Below are 12,688 nucleotides of genomic sequence, written 5' to 3'. Positions count from 1 at the left end.
CCGACGACCGACATGAGAACCCGCGCTGGTGCCGCTGTCTTCACCCTGTTCAGCGCTCTCGGCTTGCTCGCCGCGCTGACGCTGACGATCGAGCGATTCAAACTGCTCGAGGACGCGTCGTACGTCCCGTCGTGCAGCCTGAATCCGGTGCTCTCGTGCGGGTCGGTGATGGTGACGAAACAGGCTGCGCTGTTCGGTTTTCCGAACCCCATCCTCGGTATCGTCGCGTTCTCCGTCGCGCTCGTCGCCGGGGTGCTGTGGCTCGGCCGCGTCGAACTGCCGCATTGGTTCTGGCTCGGCATGAGCGGCGGCCTGCTGCTCGGTGAAGTGTTCGTGCACTGGCTGATCTTCGAGAGCCTGTACGAGATCAACGCCCTGTGCCCGTACTGCATGGTGGTCTGGGCGGTGACGATGCCGTTGTTCGTGCTGGTTCTGAGCCGACTGATCGGCTCCGGACCGAACAACGGCGGCACCGTCGGCCGCCTCTTCCTCGAATGGCGGTGGACGCTGCTCGCGGTGTGGTACGCAATCGTCGTCGCGCTCATCGGAATCCGCTTCTCGGACTACTGGGCATCCCTGTTCTGACAGTTTCGCAAAACTCATGAGTCGAACGTCTGCACCGTGCATGATGGGAGCAGCACCCGAGTGAGCCTGATCACAGCCACTGGCTCGGGGAAGGTCGTTCGAGTAGCAGGAGTCGATACATGGCAGGCGATCCATTCGCAGTCATCGTTGCCGTCATCGTGTCCGCCGCCGGAGTTGTCGCCGGAACCGACGCCCCGGCTCCGATTCCCGATCAGGCGGTGAAGGATCAGGCGGCCGCGATTGCCGCCGATGCCGAGGATCAGGCGAACACGATGAGTGATCAGTGGACCGAACTCCTGGGGACCCTGCCCGAACCTGCCGCCGACATCGCCGACCGCACCCTCTCCGACGCCGCCGAGGGCATACACACCGCCGCCGAACCGATGCTCCCCGATCTGCCGACGGTGGAAGACATCGAAGCAGCCGACGCGGAGGCGGCAAGCGCAGAAGCAGCAGGCACGGATACAGCCGAGGGTTCTGCGGTACCGACCGACCCGACGACTGCTGCCGCCCTGCCCGCCGCACTGTCGACCACGTCGACTGCCGGTTCCCCCTCTGCGCCACTGCCGTTCAGTGTGTTCTCGTCGAATGCGGTGTCCACCACCGCAGCCGCCCTCGGGGCGGGTGCCGTTCAATTCGCCGGCCGGACGTACACCGCCGCCGACATCGCCACCCAGACCGCGTTCATGGCGTCGGCCGAGGCCATTCGGCGTGCGCTGTTCCCCGGTCAACCCGCCACGTTCACCGGCATCAACGTGGGCCCGATCGGTTTGGGTGCAGTGGGAGCCATCACGGCCTTCGTGCCGTGGCTGCAGAAGGCAGGCAACATCTGCGGCGGCGTCAAGGCGACGACCATCGCGGCACTGTATGCCGCCGAGAACGGCTTTCGACACGGCCCAACCGCTCCGGTCTCGAGCACCGGCGCGCAGGGACCGGGGCAGTTCATGCCCGGCACATGGGCCACGTACGGCAAGGACTACGACGGCAACGGCGTCGCCGACGTCAACAGCATCGGCGATTCGGTGATGGCGTCGGGCACACTGCTGTGCGATATCTACGGACAGGTCGACGGGTGGAAGCGGGAGGGCAAGGTGTCCGGTGACACCTTGGATCTGACCCTGGCCGGATACAACGCAGGCGCAGGGGCTGTATTGCGATCGGGCGGCATGCCCTCGGGCACATTCGATTACGAGACGCAGACCAAGCCGTACGTCTCTCGCATCCGAGCGACCGAAGCGCAGTTCGCCGCGATCCTGACGCCCTTCGCCGGACTCGACCTCACCGGAATCGGCGGCCGATCGGTGCAGTTGGCGATGGACTACCTGGGACTGCCGTACGTATGGGGCGGCGGAAACATCAACGGACCGTCCGGCGGTGGATTCGACTGCTCAGGCCTGACGTCGTATGCCCTGTACAAGGCCTCGGGCGGGAAAGTGACACTGCCCCGCACCTCGGAAACCCAGTGGAACGTGGGCACCGAGGTCCCGATGGAGCTCGCGCAACCGGGCGACCTGCTGTTCGGAAACTTCGGCCCGGCCGGGCCGGGTCACGTGGCGATCTACATGGGCAACGGGCAGATGGTGCACGCTCCCACCACCGGAGACGTGGTGCGTGTGGCACCGGTGTTCGACGGCATGCGGGCCCGGCACATCGTCTGACAGTGCACATTCGGCCTGTCCGCGTACAGTGCCATCGTGACCAATGCACGCGTGGAACCGGCAGGCTTCGACGACGAACTTGCACCGGAGCCGCCGCCCGGTGAGGGTTTCGAGGCCAGCTGGCCGGTGCGGACCGGCGACATCGATCCGAACAACCGACTGCGGTTCGACGGCGTTGCCCGCTACCTGCAGGACATCGGCACCGACAACCTCGATGCCACACCGTTGGGCAAGACCGATCCGATGTGGATCGTGCGACGCACCGTCATCGACGTCTTCGAGCCGATCCACTTCCCGGACCGCGTCCATATGCGGCGCTGGTGTTCCTCGATGTCGACGCGATGGTCCAACATGCGGGTGGCACTGACGACACCGAAGGGTGGGCGCATCGAGACCGAGGGCTTCTGGATCAACATCAGCAAGGACACCGGAATGCCGACCCGCATCAGTGACGGCGCACTGGAAATGCTGGGACGCACCACCGATCAGCACCGGTTGCGATGGAAGGCGTGGTTGACCGAGCCAGTGCAGGCCGAATCGCCGACCGACCTCGAATTCCCCTTGCGCGCAACCGATATCGATCCGTTCAACCACCTCAACAACGCTGTCTACTGGCATGCGATCGAGGAGTTGCTGGTGGACGTGCCCGAGCTGGCTGCCGCGCCGCACCGAGCCGTCATCGAATACCTGAGCCCGGTGTTGGCGAACGAGCGTGTCACTCTGCGCCACCGCTACGACGGAGGGGCGCTCACCGTCTGGTTCGTCGTCACAGGAGCGTCGGGCGAGCCGACGGTGCGCACCGTGGCCAAGGTTGCCGCCAGAGCCTGACGATCGAGCTTGCCGCGCGGCGTACGCGGCAGCTGTCCACGACGGCGAGCACCACCGGCAGGCTGGGACCCGGCAGTACGGTACGTAGGTGCCGGCGAATCCGAGCCACCGATATCGGATCGTTCTGCGCCACAACGACTCCGGCCGCAGGTTCCTCGCCGGTTCGGTCGTGGGGCAACCCGACCACCCCGGCCTCGAGCACACCGGGAACTGCGAGCAGTGCTGCCTCGATCGGAGTCAACTCCACCGTGAGACCGGCCCGGACGATCGTCTCGCTGCCGCGGCCGCGCAAGGTCAGGCGACCGTCCTCGACTCTGCCGCGATCGCCGACCGTCATCCACCCGTTTCTGTCCGGACCGTTCGTCAGGGTCGTGTGGTCTCCCACTCGGCTCAGATAGCCGTCGAACAGCATGTCGCTGCGGACGTACAGCAGCTCGCCCCTGATCTCGATCTCGACCCCGTCGAACACCTGCCCACTGATTTCTACGCCATCGCGTTCACTTCGGTCGTAGGACACGAAACTCAGCTCGGACGCCCCGTAGAAGTGTGTCAGCCCTGCGTTGGGCAGTACCGCCGCCAGCGCTGCCCTACCCGATTCCGCCCACCGCGCCGCAGACGAGAGCACCTCACGGACACTTGCCGATCGCACTCCAGAACGAGCGATGTCCCAGGCAATGGTCGGGACCGAATACAGATGAGTCGCAGCATCTTCGAGCGCCGCTGTCGGCTCCCGCAGGTCGACCGTCGCACCCCGGGTCAGTCCGTGCAACGCACCGTAGAGGAAGTGCGTGTGATCGAGAGTGCCGGGCGCGGACACCCGATCCCCCGGACCGAGATCGAACAGGGCATCGGAGCGATCCAGCGTCGCCGCCCACGACGCCTGATTGCGCACGAACAACTTGGGCGGACCGGTGGTTCCGGAGGTGACGCCCACGAGCAACTCCGATTTCGGTGTGGGCGTGGCGATGATTTCGGTGGGCCCGAGTGCAAGATCGCCCGGTGCGACCACGTTGCCTGCACCCCAACCATGCAACCGCCCGTGCCGACGCGGATGCGCGACAATCAGCGAGGGCCGGCACACCGCCATGGCGTCGGCGAATTCATGAGCCAACAGATGTCGATGCAGCAGAACGACACTCACCCCGGCACGCATCGCCGCGACGACGACCACCAAGGACCCGATATCCGACGTCGGCAACACCGCGATGCGACTCGTGCCCGCCAACGAGCCCGCGGTGCATTCCACCGCACCCCAGAATTCACGATAGGAGATCCCCCCGGTCGCATCGACGACCGCCGCCTCGGGACTGTCGGCATGCCGCGCTATCCGGGCGGCGAGCAACTCACTCGTCATCGTCTCTTCTCACGTCATCGTCATCGACACCGCGCGCGACGAGCGCGTCTCCCATGGCGTCGGCGGTACGGAGAGCACGCACCAGGACCGGTGTTGCCAGCGCCGTCATCGACCACTGCAGTCCGCGTGCCTTACGCGCCTGCGACACCTCCTGCACGATGGACGCGAGCAGCGGGATGCACCGAATGGCGAGAGCCAGGAGCAGTCCGATGCGATCCGGATCGACGCCGAAGCGTCGGACGGGACCGAGCGCCCCGGTGACGGTATCGAGCATGTCGGTCACCCGGGTGGTGAGGGTGACCAGAGCCGCCAGAGCAACGGAGATCACCAGCACCCCACACACCACCACAGCGCGCTGCCAGGTAGTGATGATCACCTGGAACACACCGATGATCAACAGCATCCACAGCACCGGACGTAGTTGCGCCAGTGCCACTTTCGCCGGAATGCGAGCCACTGCGAACAACACCGCGACCAGCAGCGCCACCACACCTACTTCGAGCGGAGTGCGCGCGAAGATCACCGTCGCCAGGATCGCGACGATCAGTGCCAGCAACTTCGATCCCGGGCTCATCCGGTGCAGCAGCGAGGTCCCGGGCCGATAGAGACCGATCATCCGATCAGCTCTCGGTAGGCCGGAACGGCCGCGGCGGGAGCCCCGTCGAATGCGACACGCCCGTCGTCGATGACGATGACGCGCTCGAAGCTGTCCAACAGTGCCAGTTGGTGGGTCACGACGATCACTTGCTGATCCATCGAATCCAGAGCCTGCGCGACGACGCGACCATTGCGCAGATCGAGCAGGGTTGTCGGTTCGTCCGCAACGACCACCTCCGGCCGTCGGATGAGGACCGCGCCGATGGCGAGCAGCTGCTTCTGTCCACCCGAGAGCAGGTGCGCCGGATGGTCGCGGTGCCGATCCAGACGGAACCGGACCAGAATTTCGTCCACCCGCTCGGCTACCTCGGCCTTGCTCAGGCCGGACCTGCGTAACGAGAACGCGAGATCCTCTGCGACCGTGGGCATCACGATCTGCGAATCGGGATCGGTGAACACGAAGCCGACCTTCTTGCGGACCTGCGCACCCTTCTTCGCGGCATCGACGCCGTCGACCGTGACGCGGCCGGTATCGGGCTTGATCAGACCGTTGATCATCCGGGCGAGCGTCGACTTGCCCGAGCCGTTGGATCCGATGATGCCGATGCGCCGCTCGTCGAACTCGAGGTCGATGCCGCAGAGCACCTGCCGCTCCCCGAACGAGTGCGAAATGTTCTCGAACCTGACCGTACTCATACAACCTCGCTCATGTTGCCCGCTCCACCAGCATCGCTATCCCTTGCCCGCCGCCGATGGCGCAGGCCGCCAGGCCCAATGCCGGTCCTCCGGGTTGCAGCATTCGAGATGCCAACCGTACCAGTAGAATTGCGCCCGATGCTCCCCACGGGTGCCCCATGGCGATGGCCCCACCCTCCGGACAGATAAGACCCTCGTCGAGGCCCAATTCGTCCGAGACCGCGAGCACGACCGACGCGAACGCCTCGGTGATCTCGACGGTGTCGATATCGGCGATGCGCACCCCGGTGCGGGCGAGCAGTTTCTCGATCGCCGGCACCGGACCCAGTCCCGGAAGAGCCGGGTCGGACCCTGCGACCGCGCTACCGAGGATGCGCAACGCCGGCATCCCGGCTGCGCGCTCGGCCGTGGTGACGGCCAGAATCGCTGCGCCGTCGGATATTCCGCAGGAGTTGCCCGCGGTGACGGTGCCGTCGGAGGTGAAGGTGGGGCGCAGCCTCCCGAGCCGCTGAGCGGTCATGTTGGGGCGGATACGCTCGTCGGTTGCGACGTCGTTCACGGTGACGATCTCGGCCGAGAAGTCGCAGACCGCCGCGCGCGCGAAAGACTGTGCCGCGTAGGCATCTTGGCGTTCGCGTCCGATACCGCGGATTCGCGCGAGGTCGTCCGCCGCCACGCCCATGTCCGGGTCCGCGAAGCCGGGTGGCGCGAACGGCGCTCGCGTGTAGCGGACGGGTGCTTCACCGTCGACCGCTGGCCAGAATCGCCACGGGCTGGTGCTGGCAGATTCGACGCCACCAGCCAGAATCAGTGTCTCGTCGCCGCTGCGGATGCGCGACGCGGCCTGCACGACGGCGTCGAGTCCGGATCCGCACTGCCGATCGACGGTGACACCTGGAACGTCGAGACCGAGACCCGCGAGCAGCGCCGAGACACGTGCGACGTCGCCGCCGGGACCGAGGCAGTTGCCGAGCATCACGTCGTCGATCGGGATGTCGAGTGAGACAATCTCTGCCGCAACAGCTTTCAGCACAGGAGCGGCCAACTCGGGGGCGGTGACATCGGCGAATCCATGCCCGGCGATACCGATTGCCGTGCGTTTCGCCGCAACGATGACGGGCGCATGCACAGCAGGGATCATCATTGCAGGGCCGTTCCCTGCAATGCCCCTCGCGCGATCTTGCCGCTCGAGGTGCGGGGCAACTGCTGCACCACCGTCCACCGTCGCGGCAGTGCTTCCTTGGCCATGATGGCGCGGGCGTCGGCGCGGACGAGGTCGAGGTCGCGGGTTCCGTCGAGTTCGACTATGGCAGAGACTGTTTCGCCGAGAACCGCGTGCGGTGTACCGATCGCTGCCGCAGCTCGGACGCCGTCGAGTGCGGTCAGGATGTTCTCCACGTCCTCGGCGATCACGGTGGTTCCGCCCACGTTGATCGCTGCATCCCCGCGGCCGTGGACGAGGAGTTCGGACCCGTTCAGTTCGGCCAGATCACCGACGCCGAACCAATCGCGCGCACCCAGTGCAGCGTACGGCGATCGAACGAACAGATACCCGTCCTCGGTGCGTGCTTCGACGTCACGGAGCAGCCTCAGTGACGAGTGCTCGCCCACGACTCGTGCCGCCACCAGCGACAGCTCCGCCGAGCCGTAGTACTCGACCAGCCTGATGTCCTGCGCCGAGATCGTCTGCGCGGCAGCATCGTCGAGGCCGGCGCCGGCAGCGACGGCAACCCTCGCGCGAGGCATCCGGCGGAGGACGTCACGGAGTACCGCAGGCACCGCATGAACGGCAGTGGCCTGCGCAGGATCATCGGTGATACACGCCCCCAGCCACAGTGCGTGCACCGCTGCGAACAGGTGCATCGTGGCGTGCAGCGGTCCGGTGATCAGCACGGTGTCGGACTGTCGGATACCGGAGATGGCGGTGAATTCGGGGAAGCTGTTTACCCACGACGCGACGGTGCGAGCGAGCGGTTTCGGGCGACCGGTGGAGCCCGACGTCGCCACCAGCAGGAACGCGTCGGGACTCTGCTCGTCGGCACGTTCCGGCCTGATGGCCGGATCCTCGACCCGCACCGCGCTGCCCTGCCTGGCCGCCGCGAACACACAGATCAACACCTCGGGCAGATCGAGCGTCGATGCATCGTGCACCGGGAGGTGAGGCCACTGCTCGACGGCTGCGTCGAGGTCCGTGTACGTGAGCACGCGACCCGCCCGGACGATCGCGGTGCCGTTGCCTCGACCTCCCAGCTCGAGGGTCACGCCTTGATCAGGCCCGGGTACGCACGGTGGACGCTCTTGGCGACGACGGTCGCGACGACGACCTTGGCGATGTCACCGGGCAGGAACGGTCCGTTGGACGTGACGGCGGCCCAGAGTCCGACGTCGGTGCGCAGAACGAGCCCGATGATGCCGAATGCGTAGACGACCAGGATTCCGCCGACCGCGTTGATCAGCAGGCCGAGCACGATCGAGTACTTGGGCAGGATTCGCGCAGTGAGCAGGCCGATCAGGAATGCAGCCGGGATCCAGCCGACGAGGTACCCGACGGTGGGCCCGGCCACCGCTGCGAGGCCGGTACGCCCGCCGGCCAGCAGCGGCAGACCGATCATCGTCAGGGCGAGGAACACCAGGACCGCGGCCGTGCCCTTGCGGGGTCCGAGGATGGCACCGGACAGGATGATGCCGAGGGTCTGCAGGGTGATGGGCACACCCGAGAATCCGACCGTGATGGATCCCGGCAGGCCGAGCGCGGCGATGAGTGCGGCGAACACTGCGATCTGCGCCATGTCGCGGGCCGAGACGTTCATTCGCCCGACCTTACGTCTCGGTCGGCGAGTACTGCGGTCTACATCTGACACGGGTGGCTCCTCGAGGAGTGGGGCGGTGACCTGCCCCAGAGACTTGAACGGCGTTCAAGGTAGCAGGCCAGCGGCCTGTGCCACACCGGCGCGGTGTTGTTCAGAAGGGCGGAGGGTCGTATCGGGTGCGGTCGTACCGAACACGCGCATGGACGACACGACAGTGTTCGAGGTAGGCCCGCCTCTTCTCTGCGAGCTTCCGCCTCTCGTTTTCCGTTGCTGCACAACGAAAGTCCTCGAGTGTCGGCGGTGCACACCCGCTGTACTCGAGCTCCCAACGGGTGGGTTCGGCCGGGGACAGCGACGTCCCGGCCGATGTACTTTTGCGGTGGCGGCGGTGGCGTCGGTGGCGTCGGAGAGGCGAGGCGATCGAGAAGTCCGGCAACGAGACCGCACGTAGACCGACAGAGTTCGACCACAGAATCGCGCCTCCGGCGAGCATCACCGCCGACCACGCCCCCGAGGTCTTCGCCTGATGATGGAAGACGCACACCGGCTGAAGATTGGTCACGATCGTCCAGCCGCCGCGCTCGGGATCGTCGTGATCGAACGGAACCAGATGATCGATCTGGCACCGAGCCGACGGCACGTCGCAATTCGGAAACGTACAGGTGCGATACGCAGCCCTAACGAACGCGACGACGCGGGCACCGGGCCGATACGTCACCGCCGACTGCGACGGAGCCGATTCGCCGCCATGACCGTCGGGAAAGATGCCGCGAGCACGCTCGGGCTGATCGGCAATCCACGCAAGCCACCGTGCGACGAGCCCGTCACGGACAGACTCCTCCCCCAGTATCGGATTCACGGGTGGGCAACAGTGGGCATCCACGAGACGCGCGGACGGAAGCTCGGCGGCACCACGCACCCGGCCCATGCCGACGACCCGACGCGAAAGCGGCGGAGCCGTCGAGAACGGCCCGAACGGACCCGACACCGAACCAGACACATCGCCGCTGCGGACGCCGGCACGGCCGGGGCCGGAGTGCGAACGCCCGTCGGGGCGTTCCGGGGCCGGTCCGTCGGGGCTGCACGTGCTGCCACCACCGGCGAGAGGGCCACCAACGTCGGGGCTGCACGTGCTGCCACCACCGTCCGGGCCACCATCGTCTGGACCACCGTCATCGGGGCCATCATCGTCTGGACCGCCGTCATCGGGGCCACCGCTGTCCCGGCCGTCATCGTTCGATCCGTCGTCGCCCGAATTTCTCTGTTCGGGTTTCAGCATCTCGACCAGCTCGGTGAGCAGCGCCTGCCATTTCGCGTCGGCGGCAACGAGGCGCACCACTTCGGGGTCGATAGGTGTGCCGTCGGCGAGGGTTGCGGGCTCCGAGGACAGCCCCAGCAGCGTCTCCACCGCCACCACGATCTGGAGGAGATGCCCGCGTCGAGGAGGGATATCGTCGGCAGCGCCGGCCACCGGGCAGTCGTCGCCGCGATCGCACTGACACACCAGTGAATGCTCGCCGTGCAGCAACGCCATCAGACCCGCGGCCCGCAGCGTGCCCGTCGATCGTGGGTCGCGCTTGCAGACCGTCCCGACGATCTCGACGATGAGTGCGTCCGCTTCGGCTGCTTCGAGATCGGTGATCTTCGCAATGAGCGATGCGATGCCGCCCGGACCGGTGCGGTCGATCCGCACACCGACCTCCTCGGACTTCGCGGTCTCTCGGGCAGCTGCGGCTCCCACCGGATCGGCTTTCATCCACAGCCGCCAGATCCGGTTGCGCAACGCCTGCGGACGCATTCGGCCACCCGCCGCACAGACCTCGTACTCGATCGCTGCAATGGCCTCGTCACCGGCGCGGTGCAGCACCGAGGTGATCGTGACCACCGTCGACCAGTCGAAGCTGCCGGTCACGAATCGTAAGGCGGTCAACGGCATTCGATGCAGACGCTCCGCGACATCGTGCACAACGGACGCATCGCGACGCGTTCCGGTCATCGTCACGGCGAGATCGCACAGGGCACCGCGGACGGTCTCGCCCGGATCTCCGCCGTCGGCTTCGGCTGCTTCGAGGCGCATCTCGAGCACGTCGCAGTACGCGAGCACGGTCGCCGCCCTAGCAAGGTTCTCGTTGACACGGTTGAGTGCAATGACGTCGAGAAAGCCCGCGATGCAGTCGTCGACCGGCGGCGTCTGCGCCACCCCCCACCCACCATTATCGAACATGCATTCGATAGTACGAGAGGGGTCCGACAAGAAAATCCGACGAACAACACGAGCCGTAGCGGTACAACTACAACCGTGGCCGGCTACACGATTCGCGACATCCGCCCAGGCGACGAAGAACAGCTCGGTGCAGCGCACGTGGCGATCTGGAAAGCGACGTACGCGGGAATGATGAACAGAGCCAAGCTCGATGCAATCCGCCCTCGCGACCGCATCGAACGATGGGAGCAGATCATCGCCCGCCGCGACGAGCAGTCGAGCCGCGGTGTGCGGACCCGCTGCGCCGTCGACACCAGTAGTTCACGCATCGTCGGTTTCGCCACCGGCGGACCACCACGCGACGACGATCCGCCGGCACCGACCGAACTGTGGTCACTGAACGTCGTGCCCGAGCACCACGGCACCGGAGTCGCAACAGAACTCATGGACACCGTCGTCGACCGGGAGGCATCGACATACCTATGGGTGGCAGCGGCCAACGATCGTGCGGTGGCGTTCTACCGCAAACATCGATTCGAGCTGGACGGCACCGAGAAATTCGACCCGATCTGGGAGTGCCTCGAAGCCCGCATGGTCAGGGCTTGACCGGCGGCTCTCGTCTGGACTCGTCGGGGTCGAGTTTCTCGGGGTTCAGGACCACCTCGGCCACCACCGGAGTCGTCTCGACGGTCGCATCGCCGTACCGAACGGCCACCGTGTTCGGCAGGAACGCCTCCAGCGCACGCGGGGTGAGCCACCACAGCAGTGCCGCGAACAGGATCAGAATGTTGATCCACTGCAGAACGGTCGCCGAATTCTCGGATGGAATCACTCGATCGAACACCTGGATGTTCATCACCAGTCCGTGGACGGCGATCAACACCCACAGCCGCCGGTAGCGGTAGAACACCCAGACCGCCGCGGCACCCCAGCACAATGCCCACAGAAATCCGCCGCCACCGAAGTACATGTAGAGGAGGCCTCGCATCGTCGCCGACAACGCCATGATCGCCCAGATCGGGAGCCGGCCCACGAGCAGCAACACCGGTAGCGCCACCAGAATCGGCTCTTCGCGTAGACCCACTGCGAGCGCAGAAACCACAGCGAGCCAATCGGATTCGACCGAGGCCGGAACCGAGAAGCTGAATCGGACGATGTCCATGCGAGACAAGACGAGCAGCGCAGCAGACGCGGCACCGATCGCCGCGCACCAGGTGAGCGCGGCCTCGAGCGCAGTGCCGCGACGCATCGGCCACACCGCGGGCAACGTGCGACGACGAACGAAATACACCGCAGCGATTGCCGCCGCCCCTACCGCCACCTGCACCAGACCGACCGCAAGGTCCATCCATTGATCCGACAACGTGAGTACGGGCGCAGGTGCATTCGGCTCGCGGAAACGCCACAGCGCACCCACCAGGCCGATGAAGTAGACGACGCCCCAACCGGCCACCAGGCACAGAATCATCACCGTAGTACCGGTTGCAGTCAGGCCTCGCCGGCGCGAGTGAGCCATGGCATTCGCATCAAGACTGCTCGCCACCAGGTCACCACCATCCACTCAGCACCGCATCGCCTGTTATCGAACAGCTGTCGACCCCCGGACCTGTTTATCACGGGGGGACCGAAAATTCAGTACCGTCGCGGGGATGTGAGTCACCGTCGACCATCGCGGTCCGGTGTGTCGGTCGAATCCTCGCGTCCGAAAATGTCGTCGCGCAATTCCCCGACAATTGCTCGCCTGCCGGTGGCGCGCCGCGAGTCCCATACGTCCACCACAGCGAGGACCATCAGGACACAACCGAGTGGTCCGCCCTGGAACCAGAACACCCGCAGGTCCCAGAAGAACAGCGCCAAGACTGCCCCGACGACCATCATGACGATGCTGCGCGCATCGGTTACCCGAAATTTTCCTGCCCTCATGACCCATCCTTTCCTCGAGTCGACCGGGGCCGAC

General features: G+C 66.0%; 13 protein-coding genes. 4 read left to right on the top strand and 9 right to left on the bottom strand.

The genetic code is table 11. The features are described from left to right. Positions 1 to 12 precede the first annotated feature (12 nt). The 3 genes from CH306_RS14395 to CH306_RS14385 all read left to right on the top strand — a co-directional run bounded on the left by CH306_RS14395 (position 13) and on the right by CH306_RS14385 (position 3,071). Entirely contained in the window at positions 13 to 585 is a 573-nt protein-coding gene (locus CH306_RS14395) for a vitamin K epoxide reductase family protein (RefSeq protein ID WP_094646940.1), read from the top strand. Positions 586 to 704: 119 nt separating this feature from the next. Further along, complete coding sequence (locus CH306_RS14390; protein WP_094646939.1) at positions 705 to 2,243, top strand: C40 family peptidase; 1,539 nt, start codon at positions 705 to 707, stop codon at positions 2,241 to 2,243. A 36-nt stretch (positions 2,244 to 2,279) separates the two neighbouring features. Continuing rightward, a complete protein-coding gene (locus CH306_RS14385; protein WP_371828352.1) occupies positions 2,280 to 3,071 on the top strand; it encodes an acyl-[acyl-carrier-protein] thioesterase in 792 nt (263 codons plus the stop codon). Here the strand turns inward: CH306_RS14385 and CH306_RS14380 are convergent. The 7 genes from CH306_RS14380 to CH306_RS14350 all read right to left on the bottom strand — a co-directional run bounded on the left by CH306_RS14380 (position 3,010) and on the right by CH306_RS14350 (position 10,752). Continuing rightward, the gene (locus CH306_RS14380; RefSeq protein ID WP_256981164.1) at positions 3,010 to 4,425 is read right to left on the bottom strand and encodes an AMP-binding protein; all 1,416 of its coding nucleotides are present in this window, start codon (positions 4,423 to 4,425) and stop codon (positions 3,010 to 3,012) included. The two genes, CH306_RS14385 and CH306_RS14380, sit on opposite strands and share 62 nt — an antisense overlap. Continuing rightward, positions 4,415 to 5,041: an energy-coupling factor transporter transmembrane component T family protein gene (locus CH306_RS14375; RefSeq protein WP_094646938.1), complete on the bottom strand. Its 627-nt coding sequence runs from the start codon at positions 5,039 to 5,041 to the stop codon at positions 4,415 to 4,417. The genes CH306_RS14380 and CH306_RS14375 overlap by 11 nt, the downstream gene beginning before the upstream one ends. Beyond that, a complete protein-coding gene (locus CH306_RS14370) occupies positions 5,038 to 5,718 on the bottom strand; it encodes an energy-coupling factor ABC transporter ATP-binding protein (protein ID WP_032393986.1) in 681 nt (226 codons plus the stop codon). The genes CH306_RS14375 and CH306_RS14370 overlap by 4 nt, the downstream gene beginning before the upstream one ends. A 10-nt stretch (positions 5,719 to 5,728) precedes the next feature. After that, entirely contained in the window at positions 5,729 to 6,862 is a 1,134-nt protein-coding gene (locus CH306_RS14365) for a thiolase family protein (protein ID WP_094646937.1), read from the bottom strand. Next, on the bottom strand, positions 6,859 to 7,980 hold the full coding sequence (locus CH306_RS14360) for an AMP-binding protein (RefSeq protein WP_094646936.1): 1,122 nt from the start codon (positions 7,978 to 7,980) through the stop codon (positions 6,859 to 6,861). Before CH306_RS14360 ends, CH306_RS14365 begins: the two co-directional genes overlap by 4 nt. Continuing rightward, positions 7,977 to 8,528, bottom strand: a complete 552-nt coding sequence (locus tag CH306_RS14355; protein WP_179272889.1) for a biotin transporter BioY — start codon at positions 8,526 to 8,528, stop codon at positions 7,977 to 7,979. Before CH306_RS14355 ends, CH306_RS14360 begins: the two co-directional genes overlap by 4 nt. Before the next feature lie 151 nt (positions 8,529 to 8,679). Then, complete coding sequence (locus CH306_RS14350; protein WP_143545393.1) at positions 8,680 to 10,752, bottom strand: HNH endonuclease signature motif containing protein; 2,073 nt, start codon at positions 10,750 to 10,752, stop codon at positions 8,680 to 8,682. A 75-nt stretch (positions 10,753 to 10,827) separates the two neighbouring features. Here CH306_RS14350 and CH306_RS14345 point away from each other — a divergent pair, with 75 nt between their 5' ends. After that, positions 10,828 to 11,337, top strand: a complete 510-nt coding sequence (locus tag CH306_RS14345) for a GNAT family N-acetyltransferase (protein ID WP_094646934.1) — start codon at positions 10,828 to 10,830, stop codon at positions 11,335 to 11,337. Here the strand turns inward: CH306_RS14345 and CH306_RS14340 are convergent. Both CH306_RS14340 and CH306_RS14335 read right to left on the bottom strand, forming a co-directional pair. Further along, positions 11,327 to 12,247, bottom strand: coding sequence for a CPBP family intramembrane glutamic endopeptidase (locus tag CH306_RS14340; RefSeq protein WP_094647039.1), 921 nt, complete (start codon positions 12,245 to 12,247; stop codon positions 11,327 to 11,329). The genes CH306_RS14345 and CH306_RS14340 overlap by 11 nt on opposite strands. A 140-nt stretch (positions 12,248 to 12,387) precedes the next feature. Beyond that, the gene (locus CH306_RS14335) at positions 12,388 to 12,654 is read right to left on the bottom strand and encodes a hypothetical protein (protein WP_045201033.1); all 267 of its coding nucleotides are present in this window, start codon (positions 12,652 to 12,654) and stop codon (positions 12,388 to 12,390) included. Positions 12,655 to 12,688 lie beyond the last annotated feature (34 nt).

The organism is Rhodococcus sp. 15-725-2-2b (assembly GCF_002259075.1).
In the GTDB taxonomy this organism is placed as follows: Bacteria; Actinomycetota; Actinomycetes; order Mycobacteriales; family Mycobacteriaceae; genus Rhodococcoides.
Note: the sequence above shows the minus strand (reverse complement) of the source record. Positions and strands in the feature narration are given on the sequence as shown.